This is a genomic window from Novosphingobium sp. BL-S-33 (assembly GCF_056857025.1).
Genome location: NZ_CM166474.1, coordinates 3,024,396 through 3,040,803 on the forward strand (window position 1 = coordinate 3,024,396; position 16,408 = coordinate 3,040,803).

Genomic DNA, 16,408 nt, shown 5'->3' on the forward strand with positions numbered 1-16,408 from the left:
AACGAGCCTCGACGGTGACTTCCAACGTATTGAAAATAGGGAACAATCATGTCGGTCATCAACACGAACATCAGCGCCATCCGCGCCTCGAACGCATCGATTGCCGCCAACGCGGCACTCGGCACCGCGATGGAGCGCCTCTCCACCGGCAAGCGCATCAATTCCTCCAAGGACGATGCGGCGGGCCTTGCCATCTCGACCTCGATGAGTTCACAGATCCGCGGCATGAGCCAGGGCATCCGCAATGCCAACGACGGCATCTCTCTGGCGCAGACCGCCGACGGCGCGCTGGACGAAGTGGCCAACATGCTCCAGCGGGTCCGCGAACTGGCGATCCAGTCGGCATCGGGTACCTATCAGGACACCGACCGCGACGCGATGCAGCAGGAAGTGTCCGCACTGACCGACCAGATCGGCGACATTCTTTCCACCACCACGTTCAACGGCAACAAACTGTTTTCCACCACCTCCGGCTCGGACGTGACATTTGACATCCAGACCGGTTCGAACTCCGGCGAAAAGGTTACGCTCACGTCGGTCGCCATCGACGGCACCGATCTCGACGCCACGGCGCTGGACGTTTCGACCAGCACCGCCGCCTCGAACACGCTGGACCATGTCGACGATGCGCTGAAATCCCTGAACGTCAACCGCGCCTCACTCGGCGCCGGGCAGAACCGGCTGGAATCGGCGATCAACAACCTGACCAGCAATGTGACCAACCTCTCCGACGCCCGCTCACGGATCGAGGACGCCGATTACTCCGTTGAAACCACGCAGATGGCCAAGGCGCAGATCCTCTCGCCAGCCTCCACCGCGATGATCGCGCAGGCCAATCAGGCCCAGCAAAACGTCCTCACGCTTCTGCGCTGAACGGTTCCCCAGCGGGATCCCTAAGGTCCCGAAAGCACCCGGCGGGCAGCGATGCCCGCCGGGTTGTCTTTGCTTTCAGAACTCGACGTCGAGTTCCTCGATATCTTCCGGCTCTGCCTTGGCGGCCACCAGCCATTCGGCCATCGGCGCCCACACGGCAATGGTCTCACAATAGGCGCGGCACAAGTCGTTCATCGGCACGGCATAGCTCAGGAAGCGGCGCGTAACAGGCGCATACATGGCATCGGCCACGGTCGGCTCGCTCCCGAACAGGTAGGGACCGCCGTAGATCTCGATGCATTCCTGCCAGATCGCCTCGATCCGCTCGATATCCGGACGCGCCCCGGAAAAGATCGGGAAGCTTTCGTGCACCACCTTGAGGTTCATCGGCAGCGCCGAGCGCAAGTTGGTGAAGCCGGAATGGATCTCGCCCGAGATCGAGCGACAATGCGCCCGCGCGATCGGATCCTGCGGCAGCATTCCCGCGCCGGGGTATTTCTCGTTGAGATATTCGGCGATCGCCAGCGTGTCCCACACGCTGGCGCCCTCATGTTCGAGACGCGGCACCAGAACCGAGGGCGAGAGCAGCAGCAGCTCCGCGCGATTGGCCGCATCGTTGGCGACCACTTTCTCCTCCACTTCGATCCCCGCAAGGCGGCACAGGAGCCAGCCGCGCAGCGACCAGGCCGAATAGGTCTTGCTCGAAATCGATAGCTGGGCGCTTCCCGACTCGCTCACCGCCGTCTCCGCATAATGTGCTTTTGCTTGCATCAGCTTATGATGCAGCGCAGCATGAATCCAGCACCGATTGCGCCTCGAAACGAATCGCGCGCGAAACCGCGGCAGGGAAAGACCACGCATGCTCTACCAGGCGTACCAGGCCTATTCGGACCTGCTCGAACTCCCCCGCTGGGCCGCGCGCAACACCGTCGAGATGCGGGACCACTACTTTAGCGGAGCCCACGATCAGCCCTGGTTACGCCGCTTTTTCGCGCTTTCGGAGACGTTCGAGAAAGCCACGATCACCCACGCGCGCCCGGCCTACAACATTACCTCGGTGCTAAGTGGCAACCGCGAGGTCACAGTGCGCGAGGAAGTGGTGGTGGACCTGCCGTTCGGCAACCTTCTCCACTTCGCCAAGGACGATGTTGCAGCGCCGCAACCGAAGATGCTGGTCGTCGCCCCGCTCTCCGGCCACTACTCTACCCTGCTGCGCGATACCGTGTTCACGCTGCTGAGCGATCACGATGTCTACATCACCGACTGGAAGAACGCGCGCGACATCCCGCTGAGCCAGGGTAACTTCGGCTTTGACGACTTCATCGACTATGTAATTCACTTCCTGCAGGAACTGGGCGACGCCGACGGCAAGCGCGGCGCGCATGTACTTGCGGTGTGCCAGCCCTGCGTGCCGGTGCTGGCAGCCGTTGCGCTGATGGCGCAGGACGACGATCCTTGCCAACCCCGCTCGATGACGCTGATGGGCGGCCCGATCGACACCCGCGAAAGCCCCACCAGCGTCAACGAACTGGCCACCGAACACCCCTTCGCCTGGTTTCAGGACACGATGATCGAGACGGTGCCCTGGCGCCACAAGGGCGCCGGCCGCAAGGTCTATCCCGGCTTCATCCAGCTTTCCGCCTTCATGTCGATGAACCTCGGCCGCCACTTCGGCCAGTTCCGCAAGCTCTATCAGGCGCTGGCCGACGACCGGCAGGCCGATGCCGACAAGATCGAGACGTTCTACGAGGAATATCTCGCCGTGCTGGACCTCACGGCCGAATTCTATCTCGAAACGATCGACAAGGTGTTCCAGCGGGCACTGCTGGCCAAGGGCGAACTGGAACATCGGGGCCGCAAGGTGGACTGCGGCGCGATCCGCAAGACGGCCCTGCTCACTGTCGAGGGCGAGCGGGATGACATCTGCGCCGTGGGCCAAACGGCGGCGGCGCACTTCCTGTGTTCCAGCCTGCGGCCGCATCTCAAGCGGCACCACCTCCAGCCCGGCGTGGGCCATTACGGCCTGTTTGCCGGGTCGCGCTGGGAAACGCAGGTTTACCCGCAAGTGCGCAACCTTGTTCTGGCGGTGAGTTAGGGTGGCAGGGAGTAATTCGAGCGCTAAATCCATCTGTCGCTGCCTTTACCCGAGATATGCCTTTCCGGAATCGCCGTTGTGCTCGCCCAATTGTTGCCCCGTTTCTCGACGAAGCTGCTCTTTGAACAATGAGCAGGATGAGCATGGCGACTGCCCTTACCCTATGTGAAACCCCGACGGACGCGATCCGAGACGCGATCTTGCGCCCACTGGCGGCCTTCAATGCCGAGAACGGTTACCCCCCAGACCCTCAACCCGTCGCCATCACCCTCACTGGCGAAGATGGCGCGATCATCGGAGGCCTATGGGGCAAGACCGTTTATGATTGGCTCTTCGTTGACTACCTTGTCGTGCCGACTGCACTAAGGGGTCAAGATTTAGGCGCGCAATTGTTGGCATCGGCGGAAGAACTCGCGATTGAGCGAGGGTGTGTAGGGTCCTGGTTGACCACTTTCACTTTCCAGGCGCGGGGGTTTTACGAGAGACTCGGATACGAGGTGTTTGGCACGCTCGATAATTCGCCACGTGACAATGTCCGCATTTTCCTTCGCAAGCGCCTGAAACCGGCCTGACTGTTTCCCGCAATTTTGGCCATTTGAAGCAATGCTTCCGCGTCCGAAACAGACATCGATATTTCCGCTCGTTCAACCATTTTCTCGATCCCGCTCAGGCTGAGCTTGTCGAAGCCCCCGGCGGCGTGGCGCGGTGCTGGCATCCTTCGACAGGCTCAGGATGAGCGATGTGGAGAGCGAATAGGTACGATTGGCCGATCAAAACACGGCGCAAGCGGCGAGATGGATCCTGAAACAAGTTCAGGATGACGGGGGTTTGGAGGCGGCCAAAGCTTTCCATCGGGCGCCCAGAAAGACGTGCCATTTCTCGCCCACCCTATTGCGCGGCAATGGCAATGGATTACACATTTGCGCCGTTCAATTGGGGGAAATTCAGGTGCATCTGGGCAAAGTCTCGCGGGCCGTTCTGGCCTGCGCCATCGTTGCGGCTATTCCGTCTCCGGCCTTTGCGGGCGAGACCGTTCTCTACCAGCCCTCGCCCGCCTGGGTGAAAGTCGCCGCTCTGCCTGCCGCCACCGGCTCCGACACGGCGCCCATCGCCATCTACGATTCGCAGCAGAAGGTCGAAGGCGGCCAGCTCTGGCGATATAACGATACGGCGGTACGGATCGCTTCTGCCGAGATGCTCGCCCAGTTCTCTACCGTAGCTGCGCAGTGGTCCCCCGATCAGGGAGACCTCATCATTCACGAGATCTCGATCGTGCGCGATGGCGAGACTATCGACCTCCTCAAGGGCGGCATGAAGCTTGACGTGCTGCGCCGCGAGGAATTGCTCGAACAGCGCCAGCTCACCGGCGTCCTTAGCGCCACGGCCGCGATTCAGGGCCTGCGCGTGGGCGATCTGTTCCGCCTGCGCTATTCCAGCACGCAGCATGACAAAGTGCTGGGCGATCACGTGCAGGCCATGGCCGTCCTCCCCGTTCGCCCCTTGCGGATCGGCACCGGGCGCCTGCGCGTGATCTGGCCGGTGGCGGAGAACGCCAAGTGGCAGATCCTCACCAAGGACAGCCCGGCAGCCCCGGTCCGCCATGGCGACACCATGGAACTGGAAGTGGCGCTACCGCTGGCCAAGCAGCCCGAAATGCCGGCCGACGCACCCGCGCGATTCCGCCCTCTGCCGCTTTTCGAATTCTCCACGTTCCGCGACTGGCCTGAGGTTTCGCGCACGTTCGCCCCGCTCTACGCGGCGCACGGGCTCATTGCGGACGGCACCCCGCTGGCCGCCGAGGCGGACAAGATCGCCGCCGCCTCGACCGATCCGTTGACGCGTGCGCAGGCCGCGCTCCAGCTCGTGCAGGACAAAGTGCGCTATCTCGCGGTCCAGATGAACGGCGGCAACTATACGCCGCAGAAGCCGGCGGAGACCTGGCAACTGCGCTACGGCGACTGCAAGGCCAAGACCCTGCTCCTGCTGGCCCTGCTCGACCGGCTGGGCGTGGAGGCCGAGGCGGTGACCGCCAGCGCCACAGGCGGCGCTTTCGATCTGCCGCGCCGCCTGCCCAGCGCCGCCGTGTTCGACCACGTGCTGGTCCGGGCGAAAGTGGGCGGACAGAGCCTCTGGCTTGACGGCACCGGGCTAGGCTCGCGGATCGAGGACATCCATGACACGCCCGATTTCGGCTACGTCTTGCCGCTGCGTACGGCCGGCGCCGAGCCCGAACTGATCGAGACCCACGCCAACGCGCGGCCGACGTTGGAGCTGGAGGCGGACTATGACGAGAGCACCAGCCTCGATCTGCCGGCAGTCGTTACCGCCAAAGTCACGCTCCACGGCGCGCAGGCGCTCGGCATCGGGCTAGCCGCCAACTCGCTCGATCCCGAGCAGCGCGACGACATGGTCCGCAGCCAGCTTACGCGCGTGCTTGGCCAAGGTCAGTACGCCGAGGTTTCGATCGAAACCTCGACCGACAATGCCACTACCGTGCTCAAGGGGCGTGGCATCGTCACCACCGTGTGGAGGCCGCGCGACCGGCTGATGCAACGGCGGATGGAGAGCATGCTCGCCGACTTCTCCTTCATCCCCGACCGTGCCCGCGCCGAATGGCGGCAGCTTCCGGTCGCCACGACGCAGCCGGTCAGCATGGTTTATCATGTGCGGATCAAGCTGCCTGACGGCGGCAAGGGCTATACGCTTCAGGGCGCGAACGACATCGACGCCTCGGTGGGGGGATCGCGTTTCACCGGGCATGCGGCGCTCACTGGCGGCCTGTTCTCCTATGACGAGCGGCAGGACGCTTCGGGGCAGGAAGTTCCCGCGGACCGGATCGCCGCCGACCGCGCGCAGCTCGCCAAGGCGCAGGCGCAAGTCCCGCAAATCGTCGCCCCCGCCAATGCCACGCGTCGCTGGGATCTCACTCCGGCCGCCAAGGGCACGACGCAGGCCGCCGCCATCGACGGCATCTTGACCAAGGCCATGGCGGCCAAGGAGCCCAAACCGGATCCCTGGATCGCGCGGGCCAGCGTGCGCCGGGGCATCGGTGACTATAAAGGCGCGCGCGAGGACCTGACCCACGCCATCGCCCTTTCGGCAGATGCGCCCTCCTATCTCGAACGCGCCGAGGTCAACCGCGCGCTGGGCGACGTGCCGGGCGCAATGGCCGATGCCCGCAAGGCGCAGGAACTCGATCCTTCGGACAGCGCCTCCGCCGATCTCGTGGCCACGCTGCTGGCACTGGAAGGCAAGACCGACGAAGTTCGCGAACTGATCGACGAGAAGATTGCGCTGGGCGGCGACGAGCTGCGGTTCTGGCAAATGTCGAAAGTCGAGAAGCTGGGCCTCTATGCCGATGCGACCGAGGCGCTCTCGATGCTGGACACGCTGATGACGCAGAGGCCGCAGAGCCCGGACCTGCTCAATCTGGCCTGCTGGATCAAGGGCATGCGCGGGGTTGAGGTGGAAAGCGCGGTTCGCCAGTGTTCCAGCGCGGTCGAACTGGCCGCCAGCCCGGTCGGCCCGCTCGACAGCCGGGCGGTGATCTGGTTCCGCCTTGGCCGCTATGACGATGCCCTGCACGATCTCGATGCCGTAATTCTGGAGGCGCCGACCCAGGCCGAAAGCCGTTACATGCGCGGCATCGTCCTCGCCCGCCTTGGCCGCGCGGCCGAGAGCCGGGACGAAATCGCCGTTGCCCGCCGGCTGGATCCGGGCGTGGATGCGCTCTACACGAAGCTCGGGATCAAGCCCTGAGCGCCCGTTTCGCTTTGCACGCCTCCGGCATCGGCCGGGGGCGTGCGGTCGGATAGAGCTTGCATTTCCCGGCCACCCCGCATAAGGGCGCGCCTTCCGACCGTGCCGCATGGCCGCTCGGAAAGGACGAAAGCCGGAGGGGCCCCGCAATCCCGCGGACAGCCAGCGATCGGTTAGATTAGAGAAAAGGAAGTGCCGTGGCTCTTTACGAGCACGTGTTCCTGGCACGCCAGGACCTCAGCCAGGCGCAAGTCGATACGCTTGCCGCCACCGCCACCGAGATCGTCGAGTCGAACCAGGGCAAGGTCACCAAGACCGAGACCTGGGGCCTCAAGAATCTCGCCTACAAGATCAAGCGCAACCGCAAGGCGCACTTCGTGATGCTGAACATCGAAGCTACCGGTGACGTTGTCGCCGAGCTCGAGCGTCAGACCGCGATCAACGAAGACATCATCCGCTGGATGACCGTCCGCGTCGACGAGCACGAAGGCGGCCCCTCGGTCATGATGCGCAAGAGCGATCGCGAGCGTACTCGCCGTCGCGAACGTGAAGGAGCCTGATCCATGGCACGTGCATTCTTCCGCCGCCGCAAGTCGTGCCCGTTCTCGGGCAAGAACGCTCCGGCCATCGACTACAAGGACGTGCGTCTGCTTCAGGGCTTCATGTCCGAGCGTGGCAAGATCGTTCCCAGCCGCATCACCGCGGTTTCCGCAAAGAAGCAGCGTGAGCTGAGCCAGGCGATCAAGCGCGCCCGGCACATCGGCCTCCTGCCCTACATCGTCAAGTAAGGGGGACGAACCTCATGGATATCATCCTCCTCGAACGCATCGAGAAGCTCGGCGCCATTGGTGACGTCGTTTCCGTCAAGGACGGTTACGCACGCAACTACCTGCTGCCGAACAAGAAGGCGCTCCGCGCCAACGAGCGCAACAAGCAGGTCTTCGAGACCAACCGTGCGAAGATCGAAGCCGAAAACGCTGAGCGTCGTTCGGCTGCCGAGCAGCACTCGGGCGACGTCGAAGGCAAGCAGGTCGTCCTGATCCGCGCTTCGTCGAACTCGGGCCAGCTCTACGGTTCGGTTTCGGTGCGCGACATCGTCGACGCCCTGAACGCCGATGGCGCCAAGGTTGCGAAGAACATGATCGTGCTCGAACGCCCGATCAAGACGATCGGCGTGTTCGACGTTCGCGTGAACCTGCACCCCGAAGTCGCCGTCACCGTCAAGGTGAACGTCGCTCGCTCGCCCGACGAAGCCGACCTGCAGTCGCAGGGCGTCGACGTCATGGCCGCGATGTTCGAACAGGACGTCTCGGGCTTCACCGAAGCCTACGACCCGAACGCCGAACCCGGCGAAATCGCGGTCGAAGAAGCTGCGGTGGAAGGCGAAGAGGAAGCCTGAGCTTCCCCTTCTGCTTGACCAAGCGTTTCGAAAGGCCCTCGCTCCTCACGGAGCGGGGGCCTTTCTCCTTTGTGCGGACCTGACGATGACCGACCCCACCGATCTGCGCCCCGGCTATGCCATCAATGCCGAATTGCGCGCGGCGCTGCTGGCGCTCAACAATGCCCATGCGGTCGAGCTTTCGCTGGCCGACGCGGCACGGATGGAGTTGCTGGTGGAGCGCGCCTTCGTGGCGGCGCGGATTGGCCGGAATGCCGGAACGCTGGACGCAGCGCTGATCGCCTTCGATCAGGATGCGGACTACGACAGCGCCAATTTCCAATGGTTCCGCGCTCGTTACCCGCGCTTCGTCTATGTCGACCGGGTGGTCACCGCGCCGGAGGCACGCGGGCGCGGGTTTGCCCGCAAGCTCTACGCTCATCTCTTCGAGCGGGCCCGCGCCGCCGGGCATGAGTGCGTGGTCTGCGAAGTCAATTCCGACCCGCCCAACCCGGTCAGCGAAGCCTTCCATCAGGCGCTTGGCTTCAAACCCGTGGGCGAGGCGCTGCTGGGGAACGGAAAGACTGTGACCTATCTGATGCGCATCATAGATTGATGCGCGCGGAGGCGCGGAGACGCGGAGGAATAACGCCGGCGGCAAAGCCGCACTCATACTCGCGGCACGCGCAAAACGCTGACGACACATACTGAAGGCGCCCATGGCGCACCAGAAATCCTCCGCGTCTCCGCGCCTCCGCGTGAAACCTTCCCACGCAAACACCCCAATCCAATCGCCCGGCCCGACTATTGCACTGCAATACGAATCGCGTAAGTGTGGGCGATGGAAACGATCGAAAGCACGATCGCGGAACTGGTCCGCGTTTACGAAACCGCCGTCACCACTCTGAAGGCCGATATCGCCGCCTTTGTCGAGAACGGCACACTCCCTCCTGTCGAACGCCGCGAAGCACGTGCCTGGTGCTATCCCGAGTTGCGCATCACCTATCATGGCGTCGAGCGCGGTTCGCTCTACAGCCGCTCGTTCGGACGGCTGAACGACATCGGCACATACGTCACCACGATCACGCGCCCGCGGCTCTTCGCAGACTATTTGCACGAACAGCTCGGCCTGCTTCACGAAGACTATGAAATCGCCATCGAGGTGGGCCGCTCCACGCAGGAGATCCCCTTCCCTTACGTGCTCGACGGCATCGGCATGGGCAGCGTGACGCCGCAGGAACTGGCGGCGCACTTCCCGACCACCGAACTCGCCATGATCGGTGACGAGATCGCCGACGGCACCTTCATGCACCCGCAGGACGAGCCGCTGCCGCTAGCCCTGTTCGACGGACTGCGCACCGACTTCAGCCTCGCGCGCCTTCAGCATTACACCGGCACCAGCGTCGAGCACTGCCAGCGCTTCATCCTCTTCACCAACTACCACCGCTACGTGGACGAGTTCGTGGACTGGGCAGGCCGGCAGATCGGCACCGATGGCTACACCGCGCTTTCTGGCGCGGGCGGGCTCTATCTCGACACGCCGGTCGACAATGCGCGTGAACGCCTGTCCGACACTGCGTGGCGCCGCCACCAGATGCCGGCCTATCACCTGATCCGGCCGGACAAGTCGGGGATCACGCTGGTCAATATCGGCGTCGGCCCCTCGAACGCGAAGACCATTACCGACCACCTCGCGGTCATCCGCCCGGAGGTCTGGCTGATGATCGGCCACTGCGGGGGCCTGCGCGAAGGCCAGCGCATCGGCGACTATGTGCTCGCCCATGCCTATCTGCGCGACGACCACGTGCTTGACCGCGTGCTGCCGCCGGAAATCCCGCTGCCTGCCATTGCCGAAGTCCAGCAGGCGCTGGCCAGCGCCGCCGAGGCGGTGAGCGGCGAAGGCGGCGCCAATCTCAAGAAGCGCATGCGTACCGGCACCGTTGTCACCACCGACGACCGCAACTGGGAACTGCGCTACACCGAATCCGCGCACCGTTTCAGCCTCAGCCGCGCCATCGCCATCGACATGGAAAGCGCCACGATCAGCGCGCAGGGCTACCGCTTCCGCGTACCCTACGGCACCCTGCTCTGCGTTTCCGACAAGCCGATCCATGGCGAACTGAAGCTGCCTGGCCAGGCCAACCGGTTCTATGAGGAAGCCATCGCCAGCCATCTCAAGATCGGCCTCCAGGCCTGCGACTTGCTGCGCGCCGAGGGCGAGCGCCTGCACAGCCGCAAGCTGCATGCATTCAACGAACCGCCGTTCCGTTAAACGGCCGCGGTTCGCCGCCGGTCCATCACCAAGACACGAATGAGCCGCCGTTTTCGTCATGAAAGCGGCGGCTTTTCGTTGCACGCCTCTCCGGCCAACCAGCGCAATCAACCATCGCATCACCATAGAGCGGTATAATTATATTCCATAATATACGATATTATGGACACTTTTAGACTTGATTGATGCTCAAACAACCAATAATCGAGATATCACCCTTCAAGAAAAGAACATGAAATTCCATTTCAATTGTATTTCTTTCGAATTTCGAATTTTTCATCTTCTTTTCTTGATCTGAAATAGTTGTGGCAGTTCTACAACTAACCCTGAATCAATCAAACACAACTACTGATCTCGCATGACAAGCGTGGGACTCCCGCGCAGACACCCTTTCCTGATTTCGACGCGCACACCCCTCTCCCGCGCCGAAATCCGCAATAGGGAGTAATCAATGACATCCGAGATGAAGCGCCTTCTTCTGGCGTCCACGCTCCTCATGGGTCTACCGGTCGCAGCTCAGGCCCAAGACACTGCCGCCACTTCCGGCAATGAAACCGACGCCGGTGCCGATACGGGCGCCATCGTCGTCACCGGCTCGCGCCTGTCCAACGCCAATCTCGAACAGGCCGCGCCGATCATGGCGGTGAGCCGGGAAGAGATCAAACTGACCGGACAGGTCAATGTCGAGAACATCCTCAAGGACCTGCCGCAGGTACTTCCGGGCGCGACCGCATCGTCGAACAATCCCGGCGGCGGCGTCGCCACGGCCGACTTGCGCGGCCTTGGCGCGGTGCGCACGCTGATCCTCGTCAACGGCCGTCGCTACGTTTCCTACGACACCAATCAGGTGGTCGACCTCAACACGATCCCGACCGCGCTGATCGAGCGCGTGGATGTGGTCACGGGCGGCAAATCGGCAGTCTACGGCTCGGACGCGGTCAGCGGCGTGGTCAACTTCGTGACCAAGCAGGACTATGACGGCGTGCAGGCCAACGCCAACTACCGCCTTACCGGACAGGGCGACGGCGCGCAGTACGGCGGCGGCCTGCTGGTCGGCAAGAACTTCGCGGACGGGCGCGGCAACATCACGCTCTATGGCGACTACATGCGCCGCAATCCGATCCTCCAGTCGGCCCGCAAGTACACCGCGACGACCCAGACCGAAGACGGCGCTGGCGGCCTGACGGCCGGTGGTTCGAGCTACATCCCGCAGGGCGCGATCTCGCTCGACGGCAACCGTTACATGTTCAATCAGGACGGCAACTACCGGGACTATACCTCGGCAGACGCCTATAACTACGCCTCGGAAAACTACCTTCAGGTCCCGCAGAAGCGCGAACTGCTGTTCGGTCAGGCCCACTTCGACGTCAGCGATCACCTGACGCTCTATGGCGAGGGCCAGTACGTCCACAACCGCGTGAAGAACCAGCTGGCGCCGACGCCGCTCTCGGGCACGTACGAGATCGACACCAACAGCTCGTTCCTCTCGGCGGACTCGCAGGCCCTACTGAAAAGCTACGATACCGATGGTGACGGCTACACGTCCGCTTCGGTCTATCGCCGCCTCAACGAAGTGGGCAACCGCATTTCGGTGATGGACAGCAAGGCCGTTCGCGGCCTGATCGGCGCGCGCGGCAATATCTCAGGCGACTGGAACTACGACGCTTACTTCAGCTACGCCCGCACCCGGCAGGTGGAGCACCAGTACGGCAACGTCTCGGCCAGCCGCGTCCAGCAGGCGCTGATGACCACGCGTGACAGCGCGGGCAACCTTGTCTGCACCGATACGAGCAACGGCTGCGTCCCGCTCAACATCTTCGGCGCAGGCAACATCAGCCAGGCGGCGGCCGACTTCATCTCGATCGACACGGTCAACCGCTCGACCATCACCGAGAAGGTCGCCAGCGGCGCGATCACCAACAATTCGCTGTTCGACCTCGGCGCCGGGGCCGCAGGTCTGGCGTTCGGTGCCGAATACCGCAACGAACACGGCAAGTTCGAACCCGACGCGGCGCTCTCCTCGGGCGACGTGATCGGCTTCAACGCCTCCGGCCCGACCGCGGGCGGCTATAACGTCAAGGAACTCTTCGCGGAGATCGACGTGCCACTGCTGGCGGACAAGCCGTTCATCGACCGTCTGGCATTCAACGGCGCCTATCGCTTCTCCGATTACTCGACGGCAGCGGGTCAGGTCGGCACGTTCTCGGCCGGTCTTGTCTGGGCACCGGTCAAGGACATCAGCCTGCGCGGGCAATATTCGCGGGCCGTTCGCGCGCCAACGGTTGCCGATCTCTACAGCGGCAGCATCGGAAACTACGAGACCGCAAGCGACCCCTGCGCCACCAGCGCGGCGCTTTCCAATGCCACGCTCAATGCCAGCTGCATCGCCTCGGGCGTTCCGGCGGGCAAGATCGGCAACTTCACCACCGATCCGCAGATCCTCAGCTACAACGCGGGCAACAGCGCACTGCGTGAGGAAACCGCCAATACCTGGACGTTCGGCACGGTGATCCAGCCCCGCTTCATTCCGGGCTTCTCGCTGACGGTCGATTACTACAACATCAAGATCGACAACTTCATCACCACCGCGACTACCAACAACATCGTCGGTGCCTGCTACGGCACTGCCGCCAATGGCTGGACGCCCTACAACACCGATTATTGCTCGCTGCTGCCGCGCGATCCGACGAGCTACAATATCAACGGCGCCATCGATAACCTGACGAACTCGGGCGGCGTGAAGACCGACGGCATCGACTTCGACGCGCGCTACACGATCCCGCTCGCGTTCGGCGTCAATGACGAGAGCAAGCTGGACCTGCGCTTCTCGGGCACCCGCCTGATGAGCTGGAAGTTCACGCCGATCGCGACGATTTCGGATATGTCGTATGACTGCGCCGGCAAGTTCGGCCTGCTCTGCGGCAACGTCTACGCCAAGTGGCGCCTCAACAGCCGCGTGACATGGTCGACCGAAGGCAAGACCCTCTCGCTCGCCTGGCGTCACCTGTCCCCGGTCAAGGACGACGATGTGTCGACCGACTACAGCGTCGAAAAGATCAAGGCGTTCGACTACTTCGACCTGGCAGCCTCGATCGACGTGGCCAAGCAGTTCACCTGGTCGGTGGGCATGAACAACATGTTCAACAAGAAGCCGCCGATCCTGGGCGACAACCAGGAGCAGGCGAACACTTATCCATCCACGTATGACGTCTATGGCCGCACGCTCTTCATGAACGTGACTGTCGACTTCTAAGAGTGAAAAGAGGGGAGCCGGGTCCGTCCGGCTCCCCGATTTCGCGGTCTTTCATGAACCGCAGATGACATCTTTCGTTGCACGACGGACAATACCGCGTCATCCTCTCAAAAAAATGAAAAGAGAGAGGATGACAGCACCGATGAAGACGGCACACGTGCGACTATCGATTGCAGGCCTGCTTGCTCTGGCAGGCACAGGTTGTTCCGAACTCAAACCCGCGCATGAAATGGGCGCTTGCTGGAACGTCAACACCACCTCATCGGGTCCGGTGCAGGGTCAGGGCGTGCTGGTCGCGGGCGTGGACGGCTTCTCGCTTCAGGCGCCGGATTGCGACGACAAGACCGGGCGGAACCGCTTCGAACTCTCGCGCGATGCGTCCAGCCAGCTGAACACGCTGCTAGGCAAGCATCCGCGCGCCGTCACGTTCCGCTTCTCCGGCCATATCCTGCCCCGCTCGGGCCATCAGTCGCTGTGGATCGGCACGCTCAGCAACATCGCCGCGAACAGCAGTCCGCCGAAATGGATGCCGGGAATGCAATGACGCCTGCGGCCCTGAACGGCCGATAGATGCGGCGCGGGAGCCCATGCTCCCGCGCCGCATTCGTATTACCAGCCGGCCTTCTCGCCCTTGTTCTGCTCGTCGAGCCACTTCTGGAGCGGTGCGAAGTAGGCAAGCATCGGCTTGGCACTCAGCTTGTCCGAACCCGTGAAGGCCTTGAGCGCCTCAGGCCAGGGCTTCGACATGCCCATCGCCAACATGCGGTCGAGGTTCTCGCCCACCTTCTTGTTGCCGTAGAAGCTGCAACGGTGAAGCGGGCCCTTCCAGCCGGCCTGCTTGCACGCCGCTTCGTAGAACTGGAACTGGAGGATGCGCGCGAGGAAGTAGCGCGTGTAGGGCGTGTTGCCCGGCACGTGGAACTTGGCACCCGCATCGAAACCGTCGTCGGGACGGGCCGAAGGCGGCACCACGCCCTGATAGTCGAGGCGCATCTTGGTCCACGCCTTGTTGTAGTCGGCCGGCTTGATCGAGCCGTCGAAGATGCCCCAGCGATAGCGGTCGATCAGCAGGCCGAACGGCAGGAACGCCACCTTGTCCATCGCCTGACGCAGCAGCAGGCCGATGTCCTTGTCGGCGCTCGGCACCTTGTCCTTGTCGAGCAGGCCGATCTGGACGAGGTACTGCGGGGTGATCGACAGCGCGATGAAGTCGCCGATCGCCTCATGGAAACCATCGTTGGCGCCGTTGAGGTAGAGGTAGGGCTGCTTGTTGTAGGCGCGCTGGTAGTAGTTGTGGCCCAGTTCGTGGTGAATGGTGACGAAATCTTCCGAATTCACCTTGGTGCACATCTTGATGCGCACATCGTCCTTGTTGTCGATATCCCAGGCCGACGCGTGGCAGATCACCTCGCGGTCGGCGGGTTTCACGAACATCGAGCGCTTCCAGAACGTGTCCGGCAGCGGCGCGAAGCCGAGCGAGGAATAGAATCCCTCGCCATACTTCACCATGTCCAGCGGGATCTTGCCCTTGGCCTTCAGCAGCGCGCCGATGTCATAGCCAAGATCGCCCGCGCCGGCCGGAGCCACCAGCGGATAGACGTTGCCCCATTCCTGCGACCACATGTTGCCCAGCAGATCGGCGCGGATCGGGCCGGTCTTCGGCTGCACGGCATCGCCGTACTTCTCGTTCAGCTTGTGGCGGACGTAAGTGTGCAGCGCGAGGTAGAGCGGCTTCACTTCTTCCCAGAGGCGCTGTGTCTCGGCCGAGAACTGTTCCGGCGTCATGTCATAACCCGAACGCCACATGGCGCCGACGTCGGCATAGCCGAGTTCCTTGGCGCCCTGATTGGCGATGCCGACCATCTTGACGTAATCGCCCTTCATCGGCGCGCCGACGTTGTCATGCCAGCTCGTCCACATCTCGGCGAATTCCGCCGGGGTGTGCGAGAGGTCGCCCATGGCGGCCTCGATGTCCGAACCGTTGATTTCCTTGCCGTCCAGCGTGCCGCGGCCCTTGCCGTACGTGGAGGCAAGGCGTGTGGAGATCGTGCTCAGTTCGTCCGCCGCGCCCGGCGTGGTCGGCGCGGGCAGGACGATGCCCTGACGCAGGATGCCCAGCTTGCGGGCAACGTCGGGATCGAGGCCCGGGACGTTCGCGAACTTCGCGGCTTCGATCGCATAGGCGACCTGCTTCTCGGTGATCGCCGCGTTCGACTGCGCCGCCAGCGCGTCGGTATCGTCGGTGATGTAGGTGTAGTTCACCCAGCTGATGCGCGCATTGTCGACCGAGGCGGGGAACAGGTCCTTCTCGGCATCGGCGATGAACTGTGCCGCCCCAGCGGCGGTGGTGGGATAGTCGGCCTTGGCTTCTTCGGCGAAAGCGGGAACGGCAAGTCCGAAGCAAAGCCCGGCGGCCAGCGCCGCGCGTGCGGTGGATGCGAATTTCATGGGTGCGCCCTCTTGGTATGTTCTGATGGCGCCGGAGACTAACCGCGCTTGGCGCAAGATCAACCGTATCGGGAGGGCGATGGCCGATATATGCCCGATGACATAAAGCCGATGCGCCTCGGGCTAGGTAAATTACGCAAAAAAGACAGGTTTTCGCGCAAAGGCGCGAAGGCGCAAAGAGGCCGCGCAAGGCGCCGAAGGCATCTTACCCTCTGCCATCTATCGAAGTGCGCAGAGGGTATTGGCTCAAAACGGCGATGCCACAATCACACGGCCCCTTGGCGCCTTTGCGCCTTTGCGCGAACTCATGTCTTTCCTTCTCGTCGCGCG

General features: G+C 63.0%; 13 protein-coding genes. 11 read left to right on the top strand and 2 right to left on the bottom strand.

The window, feature by feature from the left end:
- The first annotated feature begins 48 nt into the window (after window positions 1-48).
- A complete protein-coding gene (locus AC1VVM_RS14065) occupies window positions 49-873 on the top strand; it encodes a flagellin N-terminal helical domain-containing protein (protein WP_482955234.1) in 825 nt (274 codons plus the stop codon).
- 75 nt (window positions 874-948) lie between these two features.
- Here AC1VVM_RS14065 and AC1VVM_RS14070 read toward each other — a convergent pair whose 3' ends face one another.
- Window positions 949-1,644 carry a glutathione S-transferase gene (locus AC1VVM_RS14070; RefSeq protein ID WP_482955235.1) on the bottom strand — a complete coding sequence of 232 codons (696 nt, stop codon included), beginning with the start codon at window positions 1,642-1,644 and terminating at the stop codon, window positions 949-951.
- 88 nt (window positions 1,645-1,732) lie between these two features.
- Here AC1VVM_RS14070 and AC1VVM_RS14075 point away from each other — a divergent pair, with 88 nt between their 5' ends.
- The 10 genes from AC1VVM_RS14075 (at window position 1,733) to AC1VVM_RS14120 (ending at window position 14,174) form a co-directional block, all read left to right on the top strand.
- Window positions 1,733-2,968, top strand: a complete 1,236-nt coding sequence (locus tag AC1VVM_RS14075; protein ID WP_482955236.1) for a polyhydroxyalkanoate depolymerase — start codon at window positions 1,733-1,735, stop codon at window positions 2,966-2,968.
- A 143-nt stretch (window positions 2,969-3,111) separates the two neighbouring features.
- The gene (locus AC1VVM_RS14080) at window positions 3,112-3,540 is read left to right on the top strand and encodes a GNAT family N-acetyltransferase (RefSeq protein WP_482955237.1); all 429 of its coding nucleotides are present in this window, start codon (window positions 3,112-3,114) and stop codon (window positions 3,538-3,540) included.
- A gap of 376 nt (window positions 3,541-3,916) precedes the next feature.
- The gene (locus tag AC1VVM_RS14085; RefSeq protein WP_482955238.1) at window positions 3,917-6,727 is read left to right on the top strand and encodes a tetratricopeptide repeat protein; all 2,811 of its coding nucleotides are present in this window, start codon (window positions 3,917-3,919) and stop codon (window positions 6,725-6,727) included.
- Between the two features lie 197 nt (window positions 6,728-6,924).
- A complete protein-coding gene (rpsF, locus tag AC1VVM_RS14090; protein ID WP_132385661.1) occupies window positions 6,925-7,287 on the top strand; it encodes a 30S ribosomal protein S6 in 363 nt (120 codons plus the stop codon).
- A 3-nt stretch (window positions 7,288-7,290) separates the two neighbouring features.
- Window positions 7,291-7,515 (top strand): 30S ribosomal protein S18, encoded by a 225-nt coding sequence (rpsR, locus tag AC1VVM_RS14095; protein ID WP_021232952.1) that lies wholly within the window; start codon window positions 7,291-7,293, stop codon window positions 7,513-7,515.
- A 14-nt stretch (window positions 7,516-7,529) separates the two neighbouring features.
- A complete protein-coding gene (gene rplI / locus AC1VVM_RS14100) occupies window positions 7,530-8,126 on the top strand; it encodes a 50S ribosomal protein L9 (protein WP_132385662.1) in 597 nt (198 codons plus the stop codon).
- An 85-nt stretch (window positions 8,127-8,211) separates the two neighbouring features.
- Window positions 8,212-8,721: a GNAT family N-acetyltransferase gene (locus AC1VVM_RS14105; RefSeq protein WP_482955239.1), complete on the top strand. Its 510-nt coding sequence runs from the start codon at window positions 8,212-8,214 to the stop codon at window positions 8,719-8,721.
- A 225-nt stretch (window positions 8,722-8,946) separates the two neighbouring features.
- Window positions 8,947-10,377, top strand: a complete 1,431-nt coding sequence (locus AC1VVM_RS14110; protein ID WP_482955240.1) for an AMP nucleosidase — start codon at window positions 8,947-8,949, stop codon at window positions 10,375-10,377.
- Between the two features lie 463 nt (window positions 10,378-10,840).
- Complete coding sequence (locus AC1VVM_RS14115; protein WP_482955241.1) at window positions 10,841-13,630, top strand: TonB-dependent receptor domain-containing protein; 2,790 nt, start codon at window positions 10,841-10,843, stop codon at window positions 13,628-13,630.
- A gap of 142 nt (window positions 13,631-13,772) precedes the next feature.
- On the top strand, window positions 13,773-14,174 hold the full coding sequence (locus tag AC1VVM_RS14120) for a hypothetical protein (RefSeq protein ID WP_482955242.1): 402 nt from the start codon (window positions 13,773-13,775) through the stop codon (window positions 14,172-14,174).
- A 65-nt stretch (window positions 14,175-14,239) separates the two neighbouring features.
- Here the strand turns inward: AC1VVM_RS14120 and AC1VVM_RS14125 are convergent, their stop codons facing one another.
- Window positions 14,240-16,078, bottom strand: coding sequence for a M2 family metallopeptidase (locus AC1VVM_RS14125; RefSeq protein WP_482955243.1), 1,839 nt, complete (start codon window positions 16,076-16,078; stop codon window positions 14,240-14,242).
- Window positions 16,079-16,408 lie beyond the last annotated feature (330 nt).

Excerpts from the sequence above, each read along its gene's own strand:
- AC1VVM_RS14105 (WP_482955239.1), top strand. The coding sequence starts at position 8,212 with ATGACCGACCCCACCGATCTGCGCCCCGGCTATGCCATCAATGCCGAA.
- AC1VVM_RS14070 (WP_482955235.1), bottom strand. The coding sequence starts at position 1,644 with ATGCAAGCAAAAGCACATTATGCGGAGACGGCGGTGAGCGAGTCGGGA.
- rplI (WP_132385662.1), top strand. The coding sequence starts at position 7,530 with ATGGATATCATCCTCCTCGAACGCATCGAGAAGCTCGGCGCCATTGGT.
- AC1VVM_RS14110 (WP_482955240.1), top strand. The coding sequence starts at position 8,947 with ATGGAAACGATCGAAAGCACGATCGCGGAACTGGTCCGCGTTTACGAA.
- AC1VVM_RS14080 (WP_482955237.1), top strand. The coding sequence starts at position 3,112 with ATGGCGACTGCCCTTACCCTATGTGAAACCCCGACGGACGCGATCCGA.
- AC1VVM_RS14075 (WP_482955236.1), top strand. The coding sequence starts at position 1,733 with ATGCTCTACCAGGCGTACCAGGCCTATTCGGACCTGCTCGAACTCCCC.
- AC1VVM_RS14065 (WP_482955234.1), top strand. The coding sequence starts at position 49 with ATGTCGGTCATCAACACGAACATCAGCGCCATCCGCGCCTCGAACGCA.
- AC1VVM_RS14120 (WP_482955242.1), top strand. The coding sequence starts at position 13,773 with ATGAAGACGGCACACGTGCGACTATCGATTGCAGGCCTGCTTGCTCTG.
- rpsR (WP_021232952.1), top strand. The coding sequence starts at position 7,291 with ATGGCACGTGCATTCTTCCGCCGCCGCAAGTCGTGCCCGTTCTCGGGC.
- AC1VVM_RS14125 (WP_482955243.1), bottom strand. The coding sequence starts at position 16,078 with ATGAAATTCGCATCCACCGCACGCGCGGCGCTGGCCGCCGGGCTTTGC.
- AC1VVM_RS14115 (WP_482955241.1), top strand. The coding sequence starts at position 10,841 with ATGAAGCGCCTTCTTCTGGCGTCCACGCTCCTCATGGGTCTACCGGTC.